This window comes from Allobosea rubneri, assembly GCF_032464875.1.
GTDB lineage: Bacteria > Pseudomonadota > Alphaproteobacteria > Rhizobiales > Beijerinckiaceae > Allobosea > Allobosea rubneri.
In genome coordinates this window covers 21,166-39,905 of the sequence record NZ_JAWDID010000002.1, presented here as the reverse complement: position 1 = coordinate 39,905, position 18,740 = coordinate 21,166, and the positions used below count along the sequence as shown (strand labels likewise).

At 68.5% G+C, this 18,740-nt stretch carries 15 protein-coding genes; 3 read left to right on the top strand and 12 right to left on the bottom strand.

Going from position 1 to position 18,740, the window contains the following annotated elements; translation table 11 throughout:
* The 6 genes from RKE40_RS01565 to RKE40_RS01540 form a co-directional block, all read right to left on the bottom strand.
* The gene (locus RKE40_RS01565; protein WP_316016495.1) at positions 1-798 is read right to left on the bottom strand and encodes a CoA transferase subunit A; all 798 of its coding nucleotides are present in this window, start codon (positions 796-798) and stop codon (positions 1-3) included.
* Positions 799-800: 2 nt separating this feature from the next.
* Positions 801-2,267 carry a phenylacetate--CoA ligase family protein gene (locus RKE40_RS01560; protein ID WP_316016494.1) on the bottom strand — a complete coding sequence of 489 codons (1,467 nt, stop codon included), beginning with the start codon at positions 2,265-2,267 and terminating at the stop codon, positions 801-803.
* A complete protein-coding gene (locus RKE40_RS01555) occupies positions 2,267-3,367 on the bottom strand; it encodes an acyl-CoA dehydrogenase family protein (RefSeq protein ID WP_316016493.1) in 1,101 nt (366 codons plus the stop codon). The genes RKE40_RS01560 and RKE40_RS01555 overlap by 1 nt, the downstream gene beginning before the upstream one ends.
* Positions 3,364-4,584 (bottom strand): acyl-CoA dehydrogenase family protein, encoded by a 1,221-nt coding sequence (locus RKE40_RS01550; RefSeq protein ID WP_316016492.1) that lies wholly within the window; start codon positions 4,582-4,584, stop codon positions 3,364-3,366. Before RKE40_RS01550 ends, RKE40_RS01555 begins: the two co-directional genes overlap by 4 nt.
* An 8-nt stretch (positions 4,585-4,592) precedes the next feature.
* The gene (locus RKE40_RS01545) at positions 4,593-5,384 is read right to left on the bottom strand and encodes an enoyl-CoA hydratase (protein ID WP_316016491.1); all 792 of its coding nucleotides are present in this window, start codon (positions 5,382-5,384) and stop codon (positions 4,593-4,595) included.
* Positions 5,385-5,480: 96 nt separating this feature from the next.
* Entirely contained in the window at positions 5,481-6,104 is a 624-nt protein-coding gene (locus RKE40_RS01540) for a flavin reductase family protein (RefSeq protein WP_316016490.1), read from the bottom strand.
* 118 nt (positions 6,105-6,222) lie between these two features.
* On the opposite strand from RKE40_RS01540, the gene RKE40_RS01535 reads away from it, so the two are divergent.
* Both RKE40_RS01535 and RKE40_RS01530 read left to right on the top strand, forming a co-directional pair.
* Entirely contained in the window at positions 6,223-7,935 is a 1,713-nt protein-coding gene (locus RKE40_RS01535; RefSeq protein WP_316016489.1) for an acetolactate synthase catalytic subunit, read from the top strand.
* Positions 7,936-8,186: 251 nt separating this feature from the next.
* Positions 8,187-8,975, top strand: coding sequence for an IclR family transcriptional regulator (locus tag RKE40_RS01530; protein WP_316016488.1), 789 nt, complete (start codon positions 8,187-8,189; stop codon positions 8,973-8,975).
* Positions 8,976-9,089: 114 nt separating this feature from the next.
* Here RKE40_RS01530 and fhuB read toward each other — a convergent pair whose 3' ends face one another.
* From fhuB to RKE40_RS01500, 6 genes are all read right to left on the bottom strand, one after another.
* Entirely contained in the window at positions 9,090-11,111 is a 2,022-nt protein-coding gene (fhuB, locus tag RKE40_RS01525) for a Fe(3+)-hydroxamate ABC transporter permease FhuB (RefSeq protein WP_316016487.1), read from the bottom strand.
* The gene (locus RKE40_RS01520; protein WP_316016486.1) at positions 11,104-11,901 is read right to left on the bottom strand and encodes an ABC transporter substrate-binding protein; all 798 of its coding nucleotides are present in this window, start codon (positions 11,899-11,901) and stop codon (positions 11,104-11,106) included. The genes fhuB and RKE40_RS01520 overlap by 8 nt, the downstream gene beginning before the upstream one ends.
* A 91-nt stretch (positions 11,902-11,992) precedes the next feature.
* Positions 11,993-14,425, bottom strand: a complete 2,433-nt coding sequence (locus RKE40_RS01515) for a TonB-dependent siderophore receptor (protein WP_316016485.1) — start codon at positions 14,423-14,425, stop codon at positions 11,993-11,995.
* A gap of 152 nt (positions 14,426-14,577) precedes the next feature.
* Positions 14,578-15,561 (bottom strand): FecR family protein, encoded by a 984-nt coding sequence (locus RKE40_RS01510; RefSeq protein ID WP_316016484.1) that lies wholly within the window; start codon positions 15,559-15,561, stop codon positions 14,578-14,580.
* A gap of 105 nt (positions 15,562-15,666) precedes the next feature.
* A complete protein-coding gene (locus RKE40_RS01505) occupies positions 15,667-16,155 on the bottom strand; it encodes an RNA polymerase sigma factor (protein ID WP_316016483.1) in 489 nt (162 codons plus the stop codon).
* A 327-nt stretch (positions 16,156-16,482) separates the two neighbouring features.
* A complete protein-coding gene (locus tag RKE40_RS01500) occupies positions 16,483-17,310 on the bottom strand; it encodes an ATP-binding cassette domain-containing protein (RefSeq protein ID WP_316016482.1) in 828 nt (275 codons plus the stop codon).
* 304 nt (positions 17,311-17,614) lie between these two features.
* Here RKE40_RS01500 and RKE40_RS01495 point away from each other — a divergent pair, with 304 nt between their 5' ends.
* Complete coding sequence (locus RKE40_RS01495) at positions 17,615-18,694, top strand: DUF2218 domain-containing protein (RefSeq protein ID WP_316016481.1); 1,080 nt, start codon at positions 17,615-17,617, stop codon at positions 18,692-18,694.
* The last annotated feature ends 46 nt before the right edge of the window (positions 18,695-18,740 follow it).

The window sequence follows — 18,740 nt, the reverse complement described above, 5'->3', positions numbered from 1 at the left end:
TCACTGCTCCCGAATCCATGCAGAGAACCATTCGGAATCGGTCGCCCGTTTCTGGTATTCCAGCACCGCCGGCAGATCGAAGCGGTAGTCCGGATAAAGCGCCGTCATGCCGGCGCCGCGCGGCGCCTCGATCACGCCGTCGATCCAGAGCCGCGAAAGGAAGGTGCCGCCGGCGGTCGCCGCGTCATCCGGCAATTCGTCGACGATCCTCTCGGCCGTGACGAAGACGGTCTTCGCCGCCTGGACGAGGAGCGGATCGGCATAGCCGTCGCCGATAATCACGGCATTGCCGTGCCGGTCGGCGATGTTGGCGTGGATGAAGGCGACATCCGGCCGCAGGGCCGGCACCGCCAGCAATTCCTCGCCGCTGAACGGGCAGGCGATCTTGCGGAACGGCGCCGTCGGCGTCGTCAGGATGTCGGTGTCGAGCCCGAAGCGTGTCGGTAGGAAGGGCAGGTTCTTCGCGCCGGCCTCGAAGGCGGCGATGATCGTCGCCTCCGAGTACTCCACGACCGAGATGCTGCCGGCCTCGCGCGCCCGACGGAAATGCGGCGCCAGCCCGAAGGCGTCGAAGCCGACGAAAGCGAACTGCAGTTCGCGGACCTTGCCGGCGCCGATCAGGAGATCGACTTCCGGGCCGCCCAGCATGGCGACGAGGGTGAGATCGCCGACATCCGCAGCCGCGAGCGCCCGCGCCACCGCCATCGGCTTGCGCTGAATGCCGCCGCCGCCGAAGGCCACCGAGCTGCCGGGCGCGACCGCGGCCAGCGCTTTCGCGAGAGTGATCGTCTTCGTCATCGTCACTTTCCGTTCTGGCGCAGATCGAGCAGGCGCCGGGATTTGCCGGTGCTGCCGACCTGCGTAAGCGGCAGCAGGCTCGCCGGCGGCACGATCTCGACCGCGACCCGCACGCTCAGATCGCGATGCAGGGCGGCCTCCATGTCGGCCGCGAAGGCCGCATCGTCGATCTCGTCCGACTTCTTCTCGACCCGGACCGTCATCGACTCCCGGCGCGAGAGGCCCTCGCCGGAATAGGCGACGACGCAGAGGAACTCGCCGGTCGCGCGCGGGTCGGCGGTGACCGCGCTCTGGCAGGCCATCGGATAGACGTTGGTGCCGCGCAGCTTCACCATCTCGTCGCTGCGGCCGAGGAACATCGAGAGCTTGCGCGTGCACAGGCCGCAGGAGCACTCCGAGCGCTCATAGGCGACGAGCAGATCGCGCAGATCGTAGCGGATGATCGGCGGCGTGCTGCGATGCAGGCTGGTCACGACGAGATTGCCGCGCTCGCCGGCCGGCAGCACCGCGCCGGTCTCGACATCGGCGGTCTCGAGATAGACCGTGTCCTCGCTGATGTGCTTGCCGTCCTTCGCCTCGCATTCGAAGGCGATCTGGCCGATCTCGTGCGTGCCGTAATTGTCGTAGACCGGGCAGCCCCAGGCCTCCTCGAGCTGGCCGCGCAGATGGCCGTCGACATCCGGGCCGAGAAAGGAGTGCAACCGCTTGGTCTTGAGCGAGCGCAGGTCGAAGCCGGTCTCGTTCGCCACCTGGACGAGGCGCGCCAGATATTCGGCGCGGCCATACCAGGCGGTGGTGCCGATCTTCAGCGCGTATTCGAGCTGGCGCTCGCTCGGCGTCACCACGCCCGAGCCGGTCGTGACCGGCATCGCGCCGAGCCAGTGCAGGCAGGCGTAGAGGCCGCAATAGCCGGCATTGGCCATGGCGAGCGTGTAGGTGATCTGCACGGCATCGCCGGGGCGCGTGCCCTGCGCCCAGAGCGCGCGCGCCGTCTGGATCGCCTGCACTTCGAGGGCGACAGGGTCGAACAGGGTGAGGCGCGGGAAGCCGGTGGTGCCGCCGGAGGTGTGCACCTTGAAGGGCGTGCCCGCCAGATCCTCGGCCGTGACCGGCTGGTGGCTGCCGAAGGGCGGCGCGGCCGCGATCGCCTCCTTGAGGTCGTCGCTGGTGAAGGTCGGCAGCTTCTCGATATCATCGAGGCCACGAATGTCGCCGGGCTCGATCCCGGCCGCGCGCCAGCGCGTATCGTAGAACGGCGTGCGCCAGGCATCGTCCATGCGCGCCAGGAAGCGGGCGTTCTGCAGCGCGCGCAGCTCCTGGTCGGACATCTTTCCGGTTGTCTGCTGGAAATGCGGCGGCGGCGGGTAATCCCGCATCAACCCGTCCCAGTCGACCGACTTCCAGTAATAGGGAACCGCCGGGGCGCTTTCCTCGTCCGTCCGCGCGGGCTTCACCTCGTTGAGAGACACTAGACTACCTCGCTTCTATCTGCGCCGGCGGCGCTGAACGCGGCCTGCTCCGGCGTCAAAAGGCTTTCGATGAACCGGTCTCCGGCGCGCTTGCGCAGCGCCGCGGTGCCGCCGAAGCTGGCATGGAGCCGACGCGCGCGCTTCAGATAGAAATGCGCGTCGGTCTCCCATGAGAACCCCATGCCGCCATGCAGCTGGATGCAGTCGGCCGTGATCTTCATCGCGGCGTCGGCGGCGATGACGCGGGCGATCTGGGCCGCATCGAGATCGCCGGGCCGCTGCACCGCATCGGACACGGCGAGCCGCGCATGCGAGAGCAAAGTGAACCCGTCGGCAAGGCGATGCTTGATCGCCTGAAAGCGCCCGATGACCTCGCCGAACTGCTTGCGCTGCCGGACATGCGCGACCGCCCGCTCGAAAGCCGCCCGGGCGATGCCGACCAGCTCGACCGCGGTCAGGACATGGATCGGCAGCAGGAGGCGCTCGGCCTCGCTATGGCTGCAGCTCGCCCGCGCCATCTCGGCATCCGGCGCGAGGGTCACGCTTGCGATGGGCGTCGTGGGGTCCATCGGCTGAAGCGCCCGGCTCGTCGCCCCGGCGGTCCGGTAGAGGACGAAGTCGACGCCGGCTTCTCCGCGCTCCATGCGAAGGATATGGCTCGCACCGGCCGCGTGCTCGATCAGCGGCAGGACCACACGCTCCGCGGCGTCGCATATCGGCTCCGCCGTCGCGAGCCCGAGCCGCACCTTCCCCTCGGCCAACTCCTGCAGAAGCGCGTCCCCGACCGCGCCAAAGCGGGGCGCGAGACCAGCCAGCAGCACTGCCGACAGCGCATAGGGGCCGCAGAACAGTTGCGCGCCCATCTCCTCGACGATGTCCGCTGCCTCGGCGAGGCCGAGACCGAGGCCGCCATGGCTCTCGGGCACCATGATGCCGGTCCAGCCCATTTCGGCGGCGAGCCGCCAATGGCTCTCGGCGAAGGCCGTAGAGGCATCCGCATCCTGCACCAGGGCCGCGTTCGGAGCGGCTTCGGCGAGCGTACGCGCCGCGGCGTCGCGCAGCATCTGGTCGGAATAGGCCGTGGAAACGCCCTGTGTCATCGCGGCAGCTCCAGGCCACGTTCGGCAATGATGTTGCGCTGGATTTCGGAGGTGCCGGCCAGGATCGTCTCGGCGCGGGTCCAGAGATAGTCGCGGTGCCACAGCCCCTCGGCCGGCGCCAGCTTCTCCTGAGGCCCGTACTGGAAGGCCGGGCCCATGATGTCCATGGCGAGGTCGAACAGGCGCTGATGCGTCTCGCTCCAGAGCAGCTTCACGGCCGAGCCCTCGACACCAGGCGGCACGCCGTCCTCCGCCTGCTTCAGCATCCGGTCGGCATGGAGCCGCAGGGCATGGGCGTCGCAGAGCAGGCGGGCGATGGCCTCGCGGATCAGTGGATCCTCGATCGCCTTGCGCCCGTCGCGCTGGGTTGTCGCCGCCAGCCGCACCAGATCCTCAAGCTCGGTCTGGAGTCGGACGATGCGCGGGATGAAATAGGTACCACGCTCGAAATTGGCGGCAGCCATGGCGATGCCCCAGCCGGCATTCTCCTCGCCGAGCCGGCAGGAGACCGGCACCTCGACATCGTCGAGGAAGACCTCGCCGTAATCGGCCTCGCCGGTGATCTGGCGGATCGGCCGGACCCGGATACCGGGCAGGCGCATGTCGACGAGGAAGACCGAGATGCCGCGCTGGCGCGGACCCTCGCTCGAGGTCCGCGCGAGCAGGAAGCACCAGTCGCCGAGATGGGAGAAGCTCGTCCAGATCTTCTGGCCGTTGAGGATGTAGACGTCGCCGCGGCGCTCCGCCCGAGTCGTGAGCGAGGCAAGATCGGAGCCTGAGTTCGGCTCGGAATAGCCCTGGCACCAGATCTCCTCATTGCCGAGGAGCTTTGGAATGAAGCGGTCCTTCTGCTCCTGCGAGCCGAAGGCGATCAGGGTCGGACCGACGATGCCGTGGCCGATCAGATTGACCGCGAGCGGCGCTTTCGCGCGGGCATATTCCTGATGGTAGATCGCTTGCCGGCTCAGCGAGAGCGGCCGCCCGCCGACCGCCTCGGACCAGCCAAGGCCGGAGAGGCCGGAACGGCAGACATGGTCCTCCCATTCGCGGCGGAACGCGAGACGCTGCATCTCGGCGGTGCCGTAGCGCGCCCCGGCCAGGCGCGGCAGCTCCTGCGCGAACCAGGCCTTGATCCCGGCGCGGAACGCCTCGTCGGACGGCGCGGCGAGAATGGCTGCCGGCGAAGGGGCAGCCGCCATGGCGGAAAGGCCGTTCATGGAGAGGCTCACCGGCGCCCGCGCTCGATCGCGCTCGCCAGGCCGCTGCCGCGCATCTGCGCGAACTCGGCCGAGACATGCGAAAGCTGGTGGCTATCGAAATGGGCGGACAGGGCATTGCGGAAACCCTGCATGTCCATGGTCCGGTTCAGCGAGCGCTTGATCAGCCGCAGCGCGAAGGGCGGCGCAGCGGCGACCCGCTCCGCCATGGCCTGGACCTCGCTTTCGAGCTCGGCCCGGGCGACGACACGGTTGACCATGCCCGCCGCCAGAGCCTCCTGAGCCGAGAGACGCGCGCCGGTAAAGAGGAACTCCTTGGCCTTTCGCGTCCCCATCACCCAGGGATGAACCAGCACCTCGACGGCGGCCGCACCCATGGAGTGGCAAACGGGATCGGCAAAGAAGGCGTCATCGGCGGCGACGACGAGGTCGCAGAGATTGGCGACCATGAAGCCGCCGGCGATGCAGGCGCCCTGCACCTGCGCGATCGTCGGCTTCGGGCAATCCCAGATCCGCAGCGCATAATCGAAATAGCGCAGCTGCTCGTAGTCCCAGCGTTGCTCGACGGTGAAGCCCTGCCGCTTCGCCTGGGCCTCCTTGAGATCGTGCCCGGCCGAGAAGTGATCGCCCTGGCCGCCGATCACGATGACCCGAACCTCGGCATCGGCCGTGGCGGCGGCGAGCGCCGCATCCATCTCGTCCAGCAGGAGCTGGCTTTCAGCGTTCCGGGCACCCGGCCGCGCATGCAGGATGCGCGCGACCGCCCCCGACACGCTGTACTCGATCTCGCTGAATGCCATGTCGATATTCCATTATATGGATGCTTATTGACAGGATTCGCAGCATATCGGTGGAATTATTTGGGTCAATAGGGAGCATGACAAAAATTGGATCCACTAAGTGGAATAGGAATGTGAACCATCCCGACGGACGGGAGCCAGCGTACAGACCTCGCCCAGGCCGGCATATTTAGGCCCAGCGATCCGACAGAGAGGGCGCAGCCGCTCCGTCACCACCTTCCCGCCATCAATCAGATCGTCACGGACATGGAACCGACGCACACGCCCGACGATGAGCTGCGCACCCTGATCACCGAAGGCGATGACCTGCTCGAAGCCGCACTCGAGCGCCGCCGGGACACACGCCAGGCGCGGCGTCGCAACATCGAGCGACGCCACCAGCTCCAGCCCGAGCAGCTCCGCCTCGCTGACATCGCACGGATGCTCGGCCGCACTGAGATGAACCGGCTGGACCAGCGCCTCGTCGGCGATGTTGACGACGAAATCACCCGCGGCCGCGATGCTCCGCGCCGTATCCTTCAACCCGTCGCCGCGGCGCATGACGCTGATTCCAATCAGCAGCGGCTCCGTCGAGAGATAGGTGAAGGCACTGAACGGAGCCAGATTCACCACACCCTCCGGCGACAGGCTCGTCACCCAGGCGATCGGACGAGGAACGATCAATCCGATCAGGAGCTTGTAGACCTCGTCGACTGACAGGCCCTCGGCGCTTGCATTCATAAAATTCCACCATATGAAATATGATTTCAGATTTCATTCCATGAAGTATTGCAATTGGCAATAAATCGCCATTATCGTTGCGTTCATCTATCCACATTATGGCTTCTTGAACCCCCCCATGATCGAAAATCAGCAGCCCACCGTCGCTGAAGTGCTTGCCGCCGAGCTTCAGGCGGCCGGCGTAGAGCTGATCTTCGGCCAGGGCTCGCCCTCGGCCCTCACTTTGGCGGCCGAGCGGCGCGGCCTGCGACAGATCGGATTCCGGACGGAGAATGCCGGAGCGGCGATGGCGGACGGTTTCGCCCGCGCTTCCGGCCGCCTCGGCTGCATCGCCACCCAGAACGGCGCCGCAGCGGCACTGGTCGCGGCAGGACTGACCGAGTCTTTCAAGGCCTCGGTGCCGGTGCTCGTCCTGGTCCAGGACGTCGAGCGCTCCCATGTCGACCGCAACGCCTTCCAGGAGTTCGACCACGCGGCGCTCTTCGCCTCCTGCACGAAATGGTTCCGCCGCGTCGACGATGGCGCGCGCGCCCTCGAAATGCTGCGCAAGGCGATCCTCATCGCGACCAGCGGCCGGCCAGGGCCGGTGGCGCTCGCCATCCCGGCCGACGTCCTGACCGAGCGGGCGCCCCAACTGCGCGCGCCCCGCTCCGTGCCCGCCGCCTTTCCCGCGCTGCGCCAGCAGCCCGAGCCGGCAGCGATCGCCGAGGCCGCCCGCCTGCTCGCCACTGCCAGGATGCCGATCATCGTCGCCGGCGGCGGGGTCCATAGCTCGGGCGCACAGGCCGAGCTTGCCGGCCTGCAACAGCGCTTCGCGCTCGGCGTCGCGACCACGATCATGGGCAAGGGGGCCGTGAGCGAAGCCGATCCACTTTCTCTCGGCGTGGTCGGCAGCGCGATGGGTCCCGGCAGCCCTTCCCGAGCGATGCGCTCGCTGATCCGCTCGGCCGATGTGGTGATGTTCGTCGGCAACCGGACCAACGACAATGGCACGGCCTCATGGAGCCTGTTTCCGAGCGGCGCGGCCTTCATCCATATCGACGTCGCGGTCGAGGAAACGACGCGGAACTATCCGGCGCTGCCGCTGGTCGGCGACGCCCGCACCACATTGCACGCGCTTAGCCTCGCCATGGCCGGGCTTGTCGATGCCGAAGGCGGCGCGGCGCGCCGCCGGCCGTTGCTCGCGGAGGCCATCGCACAGGCCCGCACAACCACCGCCGAGGAGGTCGCAGCCGTGACGAAGCGGTCCGGCGACCCGTTGCGCCCCGAGCACCTGATGCATGTCCTGCAGGACCGGGCGCCGGCGGAGACCGTCTTCGCCGCCGATGCCAGCTATTCCAGCCTCTGGGTCTCGCAATATCTGCAGGCCCGCGAGCCCGGGAGGCGCTTCCTGTTTCCGCGCGGGCTCGCCGGGATCGGCTGGGGCTACCCGCTGGCGCTCGGCGCGCGCCTCGCCTTGCCTTCCACCCCCGTCGTCGCGGTGGTCGGCGATGGCGGCTTCTCGCATTGCTGGGCGGAGCTGGAATGCGCCGTCCGGCACGGCATCGACGTCAAGCTGATCGTCCTGAACAATGCGGTTCTCGGCTTCCAGCGCCATGCCGAGATGCTGCGCTTCGGCCAGGCGACCGACATCTGCGCGATCACCCGGATCGACCATGCGATGATCGCCCGCGCGGTGGGCTGCGCCAACGCCACCGTCGCCTCGGCAAGCGAGCTCGCAGCCGGGCTCGATGCGATGTTCGCGGCGAAGGGCCCGTTCCTTCTCGATGTCCATGTCGATCCGGATGCCTATCCGCCGATCGCCGGCTTCGCCAGGCTGCAGGCCTCCTGAATGCGCCGGGCCGGGCGCACCAAGCGGGCAGGCCAAAGCGGCGAGGCGGCGAGCCGCCAGTGCCGCAAGCCCGCCTCGCCCTTCGGACGCTCTCGCGCCGTGCCTTCCGCCCATCTTCTCAATGCGCGGGCGGAAGGCTATGTGCTCGACAGGGGTCCGCTCTGACCTATGGTCCGATGAAGAGACCGAATTCGACTGTTCGAGGCCCGTGCCCCGCACTGGGCAGACGGGGAAGCGGAGACCTTCAGCACATGGCGCAGGATGGCGAGAGCACGGCGCGGGAGCCCGCCCAGGGCACCCAGGTCATCGACCGTGCCATTTTCCTGTTGCGCTCGATCGCCCAAAGCGGTGGGTCGGCGCGCCTCACCGATCTGGCGCGCGCCGCCGACCTTGCGACCCCGACCGCCCGGCGCATCCTGAAGCGGCTCGTCGACCATGGCATGGCCGGACAGGATCCCGAGACGCAGCGCTATCATCTGGGCATGCTCGCCTATGAGCTCGGGCTTGCGGCGAGCCACCGGGTCGATGTCGCGGCGCGGCTGAAGCCGTTGATGCAACGGCTGGCCGAGCTCTCCGGAGACACCGCCTATCTGGTGATGCGACAGGATTTCGAGGTCGTCTGCATCGACCGGGTCGAGGGCAACTACCCGATCAAGACACTGACCCTGAAGGTCGGCGACCGCTATCCGCTCGGCATCACCGCCGGCAGCCTCGCTTTGCTCGGCGCACTGCCGAAAGCCGAGGCCGACGCCATCGTCGAGGCCAACCGGACAGCCTATGCCGAGCGCGGCCATCTCACCGTCGAGCAGTTGCGCGACGATCTCGAGAAGACGCGCCAGCGCGGCTATGCGCTGCGTCGCGACGCGATCACCGATGGCAGCATCGGCATCGGCCTCGCGGTCCCCAACGGCTCAGCCCCGCCCTATGCCGCGGTCAGCCTCGCCATGGTGCTGGAGCGCATGACCGAGAGCCGGCGCGAACAGCTGCTAGCAATGATCCGCGGCGAGCTCGCCGCCCTCGCCGGGAACGATCGAACCTAAGCCCGAGGCGAATGGCGAGCCGGCCGGGAGGACGCCGGGTCGACTGCCTTCACCGGCGTCGCACTCTTGCCGAGTTCCCGGTCGGGCGGAGGTCCGGTTGTCGGATCGGGCCTTTCAGCGTGCGCCGACGCCTTCCGGACCTCTGCCGCGAAGAAGCAGCCACAGCGCAACCGGGCATCCCAGCACCGTCGCAAGCAGCCCCGCGGGAAGCGCCCAGGGATAGATGAGGTTGCGTCCCAGCCAGTCGGCGGCGGTCAGCAGCAAGGCGCCCGTGGTCGCAGCGGCGATCATCGTCTGGACGGGCGTACGAAAGCCCGCCAGCACCACAAGCCGCGGGGCAAGCAGGCCGATGAAGCTCAGGGGGCCGACCAGCACGGTCGCGACACCGGTGGCCGCGGCGGCGAGGGTTAGAAGCCCGAGGCGGCCGCGTCCGGCGGGCAGCCCGAGCCCTGCGGCGGTCTCCGGTCCGAGCGGCAGGATGGCGAGCCAGCGCCGCGCGGCCAGCCCGAGCAGCAGCACGGCGGCGGCGCATCCTGCCGCCGTCAGCGCGAGGCTCGGGGTCAGCTGCGCCGTCGATCCCGTCATCCAGCTCAGCAGCGCCATCGCCCGCGCGCCGGCCATGGCGAGCAGCAAGGTCGCCAAACCACCGAACAGGCTGCCGAGCGTCGCACCGGCGAGCAGGACGCGGTCGGCGCCGCCACGACCCAAGCGTCCGGAGAGGGCGGTGCCGGCCAGGATCGCCAGGGCCGCAAGCGCGCCCGCCATTGCCGCCAGCAGCGCAGTGGCTCCATCAGCGGATGGCGCGACGACGGCCAGCAGGGTCACGCCGAGCGCCGCCCCCTGGCTGACGCCGAGCAGTTCCGGGCTCGCCATCATGTTGCCCGTCGTGCGCTGGAGCAGAAGTCCCGCCACCGCGACAAGCGCGCCGGCCGAGATCGCACCGAGCACGCGAGGCCAGCGCCAGCCCAGGAAAGGGCTGTCTGCCGGCGACAACCATTGCCACCCCTGCTCGCCATGCCCTGCGAACAGAGCGAGCGCGGCCATGGCTGCCAACGCAGCCAACAGGCAGGCCAGGATGAGCGCCGGCCGTTGCCCTGGGGCCAGCGGCAGCCCAGCCGCCGGCGAGGACCTCTCTCCCGACGCTCCGAGACGGCGCATCAACCAGAGCAGCAAGGGCAGGCTGAGGATGCTCGATGCCGCGCCGGTCGGTATGAAGCCGAGCCCCGGTACGGATTGCAGGATCTGATCCGTCGCAAAGAGCAGCCCCCCACCGACCAGCGGGCTCCAGACCAGGCGCTGCCGCAATCGCCGGGCCCCCGCCGCGCGGGCGAGATGAGGGGCGATCAGGCCGACGAAGCCGATCACACCCACCGTCGCCGCCACGGCGCCCGCAAGTCCGGCAGCCAGCAGGAAGGTCAGGGTGCGGATCAGGCCGAGCCGCAGGCCCAGCCCCTGCGCGCCTTCGTCCGAGAGGCCGAGCAGCTCGAGCGGGCGGATCAGCAGAGCTGCGAGCAGGAAGCCCGCCGCCAGCCGTGGTGCAAGGTAGAATGCGACCTCCCAACCGGTCTGGTCGAGCGCGCCGGCCTGCCAGAGCAGGATGTCGGTCAGATAGTCGCGATGGAAAATCACGGCGAGCGCGGCCAGGCTCGCCCCGTAGAGGCCGAGGATCAGGCCTGAAAGAACGATTGCGCCGGGTGAGACGCCGCCGCGCAGGGCGAGCGACAGGATCAGGAGCGCGACGAGCGCCGCCCCGGCGAAGGCCGGCACGCCCGGCCCCCAGGCGAGCGCGCCCGGCAGCCAGAGCGTCGCCGCGATCAAGGCGAGTTGCGCGCCGGCGCTGACGCCGAGCACGGTCGGCTCCGCCAGCGGATTGCGCAACACATGCTGGCAGAGCGCGCCGGCTAGCCCGAGCGCGGCCCCCGCCAGCAGCGCGACCGCAGCGCGTGGCATGATGGCGAGCCCGAACACAGCCTGGCGGATATCGCCCTCGGCCGACGCCCGCAGCGCCGGCCACCACAGCTCCACCGGCAAGGTGGCAGCGGCGCGCTGAAGCAGGAGGCCGGCGCCCAGCGCCACTGTGGCAAGCAGCAGCAGCCGCGGCCAGGCGGGATTTCGGATCGCCGTCCCCTCACCCACGAGCACTGCTCTCCAGCACCCGCACCGCCTGTTCGGCGAAATGGAGGGCGGAGCCGAGCCCGCCGAAGGGATAGAAGCCCGAGAGCAGGCCGACGCGCCCGCGCCTCACCGAGGGCAGGCTGCGCCACAGCGCATTGCCGGCAACGGTGCGCGCAAAGCCGCCGCTCGCAGTGGCAAGGTCGATGCAGAGGATCATCGCCTCCGGCTCGCGTGCCAGCGCATCGAGCCCGACCGTCACGGTGCCCACACCGGAGAAGGGTCCGGGATGCGCGTTGCGCAGCCCGAGGCGCTCCAGAACGCCGCCGATCAAGCCGGAGCCGCCATAGAGCGTGATGTTGCGGCCAGTGCGGGCGATCAGACCGACATAGGCAGGCAGCGGTCCGGCGGCGTCGACACGCTGACGCAGTGCAGCGATGCGCTGTTCCGCCTCGGCCACGACCAGCCTGGCCTGAGCCTCCCGCTGCAGCACGCTGCCCAGGCGCCGCAAGGTGCCGGTCGCAAAATCCCACCCGCCTGTACCTTGCGGATACGCCGGCACGCGCTCGACCGGGGCGATCCGCGCCAGCTTGGCGCCATCGATGACCGACCAGGCATCGACCAGGACGAGGTCGGGGCGCAGGGCGAAAAGGCGTTCGAGATTCGGTTCCCAGAACGGCCCGAGATCCGGAACGGCCTCCGGCAAGCGCGGCGATACCATGCGCTCGCGATAATAGCCGGCGTCCGCGACGCCGACCGGCGTCACGCCGAGCGCCAACGCATTCTCCGCGCCGAGCCAGGCGATCGAGGCCACGCGCCGTGGCGCCGCGGCCGATGCGCCGGGCGCGGCAAAGGCGGCCAGGGCTCCCGCCCCGGCTGCCAGCAGGCCGCGTCTCGTCAGCGCGTCAGAAATCGAACCGGACCCGGCCGATCACGGTGCGCCGCTGCCCCTCATAGCAGGCGGTCGCGCTTTCGCAGGTGGCGAAGTACTTCTTGTCGAACAGGTTGGTGGCGTTGACCGCGAAGGTCGCGTTTCGCCACTTGTAGCTGGCGCCGGCATCGACGACCGTCCAGGGATCGATCTTCACCGTGTTGAGCGCGTCGCCGTAGCTCTGGCCGACATAGCGCACGCCGGCACCGAGCCCGAGCCCCTTCAGAACGCCCTGCTGGAAGGTGTAGTTCAGCCAGCCGGAGGCGGTATGCGCCGGCACCAGCATCGGGCGTTTGCCGCGCTGCGCGGCCGTGGCGCCAACCTCGACCTCGACATCGGCAAAGGTGTAGGAGCCTGTGAAATCCAGCCCCTCGGCCAGGCTGACCTTGGCCTCCAGCTCGACGCCCTTGGAGTTCGTCCGCCCGAGTGGCTCGGCACCGTTGGTGGTATAGACGGTGGCATTGGTCTTGGTGAGGTCGAAGAGCGCCGCGGTGAAGAGCGCGTTCCAGCCAGCGGGTTCGAATTTGAGGCCGACCTCGACCTGGCGGCTCTGCGAGGGCTCCATCGTCTGCCCCCTCGCGTCGAGGCCGAGCGTCGGCACGAAGGCCTCGGCATAGGAGACGTAGGGCGCAAGGCCGAAGCTCGTCAGGTAAGTCAGGCCTACACGTCCGGAGAACTGGCCGTCGACCCGCTCGTAGCTGCGACGCGTCAGGCTATCATCCGTCTTGACGTCGATGCGGTCGTAGCGGCCGCCCAGCGTCAGGATCCAGCGATCCCATTTGATCTGGTCCTGAGCATAGATGCCGAACTGGGCAAGCTTCTGATTGTAGATCTGGAACGGCGCGCCAACCAGGCGGGGGTCCGGCATGGCGATGCCATAAACCGGTCTGTTGGGGTTCAGCAGGGTCGATCCCCAGGGCGTCTGCCAGCCGCGGACATCGGCATCGACGAAGTTGTTGTCGAAGCCGAACAGGGCGGTGTGACTGACCGGGCCGGTCCCGAACTTCGCCTCGAGCTGGGTATCGGAGACGAAGGCGCTCATGCTCTCGTCGAAGGTGCGGTTGCGCCGGGCGATCGCCCCGGCCGCCGGCGCCCAATAGCCCTGCGTCGCGTTGAGGAAGGTCTCGGTATGGCCGTAGCGGGCGTTTTGGCGCAGCGTCCACGTCTCGTTGAAGCGGTGCTCGAACTCGTAGCCGACGACCTGCTGATCCTGCTTGAACTTGTCGAAGTTCGGATCCCCCACCGGCAGCCAGCGCCCGCCCGGCGCCCGCGAATAGAGGGCGCTGCCGCCGGAACGGTCCTGCAGCACCTCGGCATAGACGGTGAGCTTGGTGTCCGCCGACGGCCGCCAGGTGAAGGACGGCGCCAGCAGCAGGCGGTCGTCGGCACGCTCGGTCCCGTTAGGGTACTTGAACTGCGTGTTCGAGTCGCGGGCGATGCCGATCACACGGTAGAGCAGCGTCCCGGCGGCATCGACCGGCCCTCCGATGTCGAAGGCTCCCTGCAAGCGGTCATAGCTGCCGCCTTGCAGTTCGACCTGATAATGCGCCTTGTCGCGCGGCCGCTTGCTGACCTTGTTGATGAGGCCGCCGGCATCGCTCTGGCCATAGAGCGACGAGGACGGGCCGCGCAGCACCTCGACACGCTCCAGCGCGTAGGGATCGGTGCGGAAGAAGCTGTAGCTGATCGAGGACTGGCGCAGGCCGTCGCGGAAATCGCTCGACGACTGCGCGTTGAAGCCGCGCATCAGCACCCAGTCATAGCCCTTCGGGTCCGGACCATAGGTCTCGATGACGACGCCGGGAACGTAGCGGAGCACTTCCGTCACGCTGGTCGCGCCCTGGCGCTCCATCTGCGTGCGCCCCACGACCGAGATCGACTGCGGGACCTCGAGGATCGGCGCGTCGGTCTTGGTGCCGGTCGCGGTGCGGTGCGCGATGATCCCGTCCACCGGGCCGCGCGGGTCCTCGCCCTGAACCTCGATGGTGTCGAGTGCCATCGCGCCCTCGACAGCAACGCCACCGCCCCGCGCGGCCGAACCGCCGAGGATTGTCACCGTGTTGGCGTTGGTGAAGCTGTAGCTCAGCCCGGAGCCGGCGAGCAGCCGCGCGAGCGCCTGCTCCGTCGTCATCGAGCCCCGAACGGCCGGCGCCACCGTTCCGGACGCGATCGCCGTGCGATAGGCGAGCTGCACGCCCGACTGGTCGGCCAGCGCCCTCAGGGCGCGATTGAGCGGCTGGCTCGCAATATTGAAATCCTGGGCACGCGTGCTCTGCGCCTGTGCCGGCAGCGTGGCGAGCCCCACCGGCAAAAGACCGAGACCGAGTGCCGTGCCAAGCGTCAGGCTCCGCAACAACCGGCCACGCGCCTGCCGCGAAACATTCCCACCAGCGTCCCTGTCCGTCATCGGAAACCCCAAGCCGTGCAACGAAAGCGGCCCGAAACGGGCCGCGTGGAAGGCCACCGGACAGCCCGGCTGCTGCTTCCTTCACTCGATTGACGGGTGGCGGGCGAAGTTGCCCAAAGAGCTGGAGCGTTTTTTTTGAAAGGTTGCGCGCGTCAGGCGATGATGATCGCCACGCCCGGAATTCGCCGCGCGGTCAACCCTTGCGTCTTGGCGAGCGCCTGGACCGCGGACAACGCTTCCCGTGTCGAGAAGATCGCGCTGACCGGTAGGTCGGATGCTACCGCCGGACCAAGGACGATGCGTTCGGGCACATAGCGCCCGAGTTCGGCGACGGCTGAAGAGAACGGGCGCCCCTCGAAGATCACGCGTCCCGAACGCCAGGCCAGGACGGCGCCACTGTCGACCGCCATGGCCGGCCTCGGCGGCCGGCCGGCGGAATAACTCGTCTGCTCGTCGTCCCGAAGTTCGACACCGCCGCCGTCGCGCAGAGACGCCGCGGTCGCCGCTGCAGGTGCCGAGACATGCGCGCGGCCGTTCGCGACCGTCACGGTCGCCACGCCGTCCACGGCATTGACCGAAAACTGGGCATCGAGCGCGTCGCTGTTCCCGTCGAGCGAAGCAACGCGGAAGGGCACGGAAGCACCCGGCTTCACCTTGAAGACCGCCTCCCCGCCCAGCAACCGGACCAACCGCAGGTCGGGGCGGAAATCGACGGCGATGGCGCTGTCGGTGTTGAGCGTCGCGACGGAGCCATCCGGCAGCGCTACCTCCTTCTGCTCGCCCACCGCCGTGGTGAAATCGGCCTGCCAGAGTCGTTCGAGCCGCGGCATGAGGGCGACGCCTGCCGCTCCGGCGGCCAGCGCCCCGCCGACCACGAAACCGCGCCGGCTGACCGCCGGCCTTGCGCGCACCTCCGCCGCCGGCCGGGCGAGCGCCCCTTCGAGGACCTGCAACTCCTGCCAGAAGCGACGCTCCCGTTCGAAGGCTAGGCCGTGCTCCGGCGCGGCATCGCGCCAGGCCTTGAAGGCGCGCAGATCGGCCTCTCCGGCATCGCCCGACGCCAGCCGCACGATCCAGTCGCGCGCGTCGAGTGCGATCCGGCGGTCTCGGTCGGGGCGTTTGTCGGACTCGTCCATTCAGCCGGCACAGAAAAGCGGTGGCGTGTCGGACGCTCCCGCGCGGAGGCATCCTACCGTAACAGACGCGCGAAGGCGCCGTTTGCCTGAACAGATCGCGAAAATTCAGTCAATGAAATCGTCACGCAGTTCCGCCAGACGCTCCAGCGCTCGCCGGACATGGTAGTAGACGGCGTTGTCGCTCATGCCGAGCAGTTCCGCGATCCGACGATGCGGAATGCGCTCGATACGGTTCATCAGAAAGATCTCCCGCGTTTTCTCGGGCAACTCGTCGAGGGCCGCCCGGACCGCCTGCAGCCGCTCGCGCCCGATCAACGCCCGCTCGGGAGAGACTGCATCGACACTCTCCCAGAGCAGGTCGGAAAGCTCCGCATCGAGTTCGCTGCGGCGCCGCTCCTTGCGCAGATGATCGGTCACGGTGTTGTTCGCGACCTGGATGATGAAGCCGGCGGGGTTGTCGATCGGCCCCTCGATCCGCGCAGCCTCGAGCTTGAACCAGGTGTCCTGGATCAGATCCTCCGCCAGCGCCCGGCTGCCCGTGCGGGCCCGCGCCACGGCTTCGAGCCGCGGCCGCACCTGCACGAATGTGGCCAAGAGCTTTCGAAGAGTGAACCTGTCCATGCCGCGGCGATTATCATGGCCCGCCCGGGGCGAGCGTGCCGGGCGACCTATGCCGCGTAGAAAAACACGCGCAATAACAATGTTTTATATCGATTCCAGACTGAGAAAGCACGCGCTGCCGGGAGCACACGCAGACGCGTTGATTCCGTCAGGCTTTCCAGTGGGATGGGCCTGCGGGAAACGGGTCGGGAGCCTGTGGCGGCCGTATGCGCCGCCACCCCGCTTTGCCCCGGCATGTGGCAGGATGGCCACAATCCGTCGCGCACGTCGCGGCGGCCTGCCTGCGCCTTTTGCCTGATCTCAGGCCGGAACCGCGATCGGACGCTGTGTCTGCGGATGGGCGACGACGCTCATCTCGACGCCGTAGATGCGGGCGAGCTGCGGCGCGGTCATCACGTCTTCGGGCGTTCCCTTGACGATCATCCTGCCGGAATGCAGCGCGACGATCTCGTCGCAGAACCGCGCCGCCATGTTGACGTCGTGCAGCACAACGACGACGCCAAGACCCCGCTCCGAGGACAGCCGGCGTACCAGCGAGAGCACCTCTATCTGGTGGGCAATGTCGAGCGCCGAAGTAGGCTCGTCGAGCAACAGGCATTCGGCATCCTGGGCGACCAGCATGGCAAGCCAGACGCGCTGGCGTTCGCCGCCCGAGAGGCTGTCGACGAGCCGATCGGCGAAGGCTTCGACGTCGGTGAGCGCCATCGCCTCGGCGACCTTCTCGCGGTCCTTGGCACCGAAGCGGCCGAGCGCGCCATGCCAGGGATAGCGGCCGAGGGCGACGAGCTCCTTGACCAGCAGGCCCGAAGAAGGCGGCGTCTGCTGCGGCAGATAGGCGACCTTGCGGGCGAAGGCGCGACCGCTCCAGGCATCGAGCGCCTTGCCTTCGAAGCGGATCGAGCCGGACGAGACCGTCTGCTGGCGGGCGAGCAGCTTCAGCAGCGTCGACTTGCCCGAACCATTGTGACCGATCAGCCCGGTCACGCGCCGCGCCGGAAGCGACAAGGTCAGCGGCTCCAGAAGCACACGGCCGGGAACACCGAAGCTCACAGAATCGAGCTCGAAGAGCTCGCCGTCATCGCCGGCAAGCAGGCCTGCTCCGGCCATGGAGAGAATCTTCGTCGCCATGGTGCCGTCGCGGGACTGGGACGCGGAAGCCTTGTTCTCCATGATCGAACTTGCCCTCGGTATCGTCGGTTTTCGGCCGCTGCCGCCTCGCCCTACACCGCCGCGGCCCGTGGCGAAAGTGGGCTCGCGCCGCTTCGGAAGCTCGCACCGTCGAAGGCCGCTCCCCTCCGCAGGGGGCGGCCGGCCCCAATTCCGCCCCTCGCACGTCTCGTCGCATTGCCCTATCAGGAGGCCGTCGCGCCGCTTGTGGTGCCGATCGGTGGCCTCTTCCGAATCCGGTCGCCGAACCGCGAAGGACGTCGGAATGGCCGAAGCAGCCAGGCTGCATGCGCAGGCGCGCGTCGAACTCGGCGACGCGCCGGCGATGCTTCGACAACTCTGCGATCACTTCACCGAACACGGCACCGTGACGCGGCAGGGCGATGGTGCTCGCCTCGAAGGCCCCTATGGCACGGTCGAGGTCGCGATCGAGGGCGGCGCGCTGCGCCTTTCCGCGGTCAGCCCGAACGAGACCTACCTTTTCGTCGTCAAATCCTACCTGGCCGAACATCTGTTCGAATTCGCGAAGGGAGAGCCCTTCGGCCTGAACTGGCAGGGCGACGCTCCCACCCCGGCGCAGATTCCCTATTTCCGCGAAGCCGTGGTGCGCGGCGCACATACGCTGACGCCGGCAATGCGGCGCGTGATCCTCGCCTGCCAGGATACAGCCCATTTCGAGAGCGGCGGCCTGCATGTCCGCATCCTGATTCCACCGGCGGGCCGCGAGCCGATCTGGCCGCGCGTCGGCGCCGACAGCCGCATCATCTGGCCGATGGCGCAGGACGAGTTGGTGCGCCGGGTCTATACGATCCGCTCGATCGATCATGCCCGTAAGGAGCTGGCCGTCGACGTCGTGCTGCACGAAGATTCCCCGGGTTCGGTCTGGGCGCGCAATGCGAGGCCCGGCGACCGCGTCGGCCTGCTGGGTCCGGGTGGAGGCGATGTCATCCCCGCCGACTGGTATCTGCTCTGCGGCGACGAGACCGCGCTGCCGGCAATCGCCCGCATCGCCGCCTCGCTGCCGACGACCGCTCGCGCCACGATCGTGATCGAGGTCGCCGATCGCGCCGAGGAGCAGGACATCCGCTCCGACGCCGCGATCGCGATCACCTGGCTGCATCGAGACGGCGCCCCGGCAGGCTCGACCGACCTGCTGTCGAAGGCCGTGCGCGCGATCGGCAGGCCGGATGTCGGCAGCCTTTTCGTTTTCGCCGGCTGCGAACAGAGGGCTGCGCGCGACATCCGCAAGCATCTGCGCAGCGAGTGGAAACTGGCGAAGGACTGCTGTCTCGTCGCTGCATATTGGCGCCATGGCCACACCGAGGTGCGCGATCACGGCGAGTAAGGCGCTCGGCACGAGAGTCTCGCCCCAACCGCATCGGCTAGAGGAC

What these genes read in the sequence shown, in the direction of transcription:
- RKE40_RS01565 (WP_316016495.1), bottom strand. Translation starts at nt 798, where the DNA reads ATGACGAAGACGATCACTCTCGCGAAAGCGCTGGCCGCGGTCGCGCCC.
- RKE40_RS01555 (WP_316016493.1), bottom strand. Translation starts at nt 3,367, where the DNA reads ATGACACAGGGCGTTTCCACGGCCTATTCCGACCAGATGCTGCGCGAC.
- RKE40_RS01550 (WP_316016492.1), bottom strand. Translation starts at nt 4,584, where the DNA reads ATGAACGGCCTTTCCGCCATGGCGGCTGCCCCTTCGCCGGCAGCCATT.
- RKE40_RS01545 (WP_316016491.1), bottom strand. Translation starts at nt 5,384, where the DNA reads ATGGCATTCAGCGAGATCGAGTACAGCGTGTCGGGGGCGGTCGCGCGC.
- RKE40_RS01540 (WP_316016490.1), bottom strand. Translation starts at nt 6,104, where the DNA reads ATGAATGCAAGCGCCGAGGGCCTGTCAGTCGACGAGGTCTACAAGCTC.
- RKE40_RS01535 (WP_316016489.1), top strand. Translation starts at nt 6,223, where the DNA reads ATGATCGAAAATCAGCAGCCCACCGTCGCTGAAGTGCTTGCCGCCGAG.
- RKE40_RS01530 (WP_316016488.1), top strand. Translation starts at nt 8,187, where the DNA reads ATGGCGCAGGATGGCGAGAGCACGGCGCGGGAGCCCGCCCAGGGCACC.
- RKE40_RS01515 (WP_316016485.1), bottom strand. Translation starts at nt 14,425, where the DNA reads ATGACGGACAGGGACGCTGGTGGGAATGTTTCGCGGCAGGCGCGTGGC.
- RKE40_RS01510 (WP_316016484.1), bottom strand. Translation starts at nt 15,561, where the DNA reads ATGGACGAGTCCGACAAACGCCCCGACCGAGACCGCCGGATCGCACTC.
- RKE40_RS01500 (WP_316016482.1), bottom strand. Translation starts at nt 17,310, where the DNA reads ATGGCGACGAAGATTCTCTCCATGGCCGGAGCAGGCCTGCTTGCCGGC.
- RKE40_RS01495 (WP_316016481.1), top strand. Translation starts at nt 17,615, where the DNA reads ATGGCCGAAGCAGCCAGGCTGCATGCGCAGGCGCGCGTCGAACTCGGC.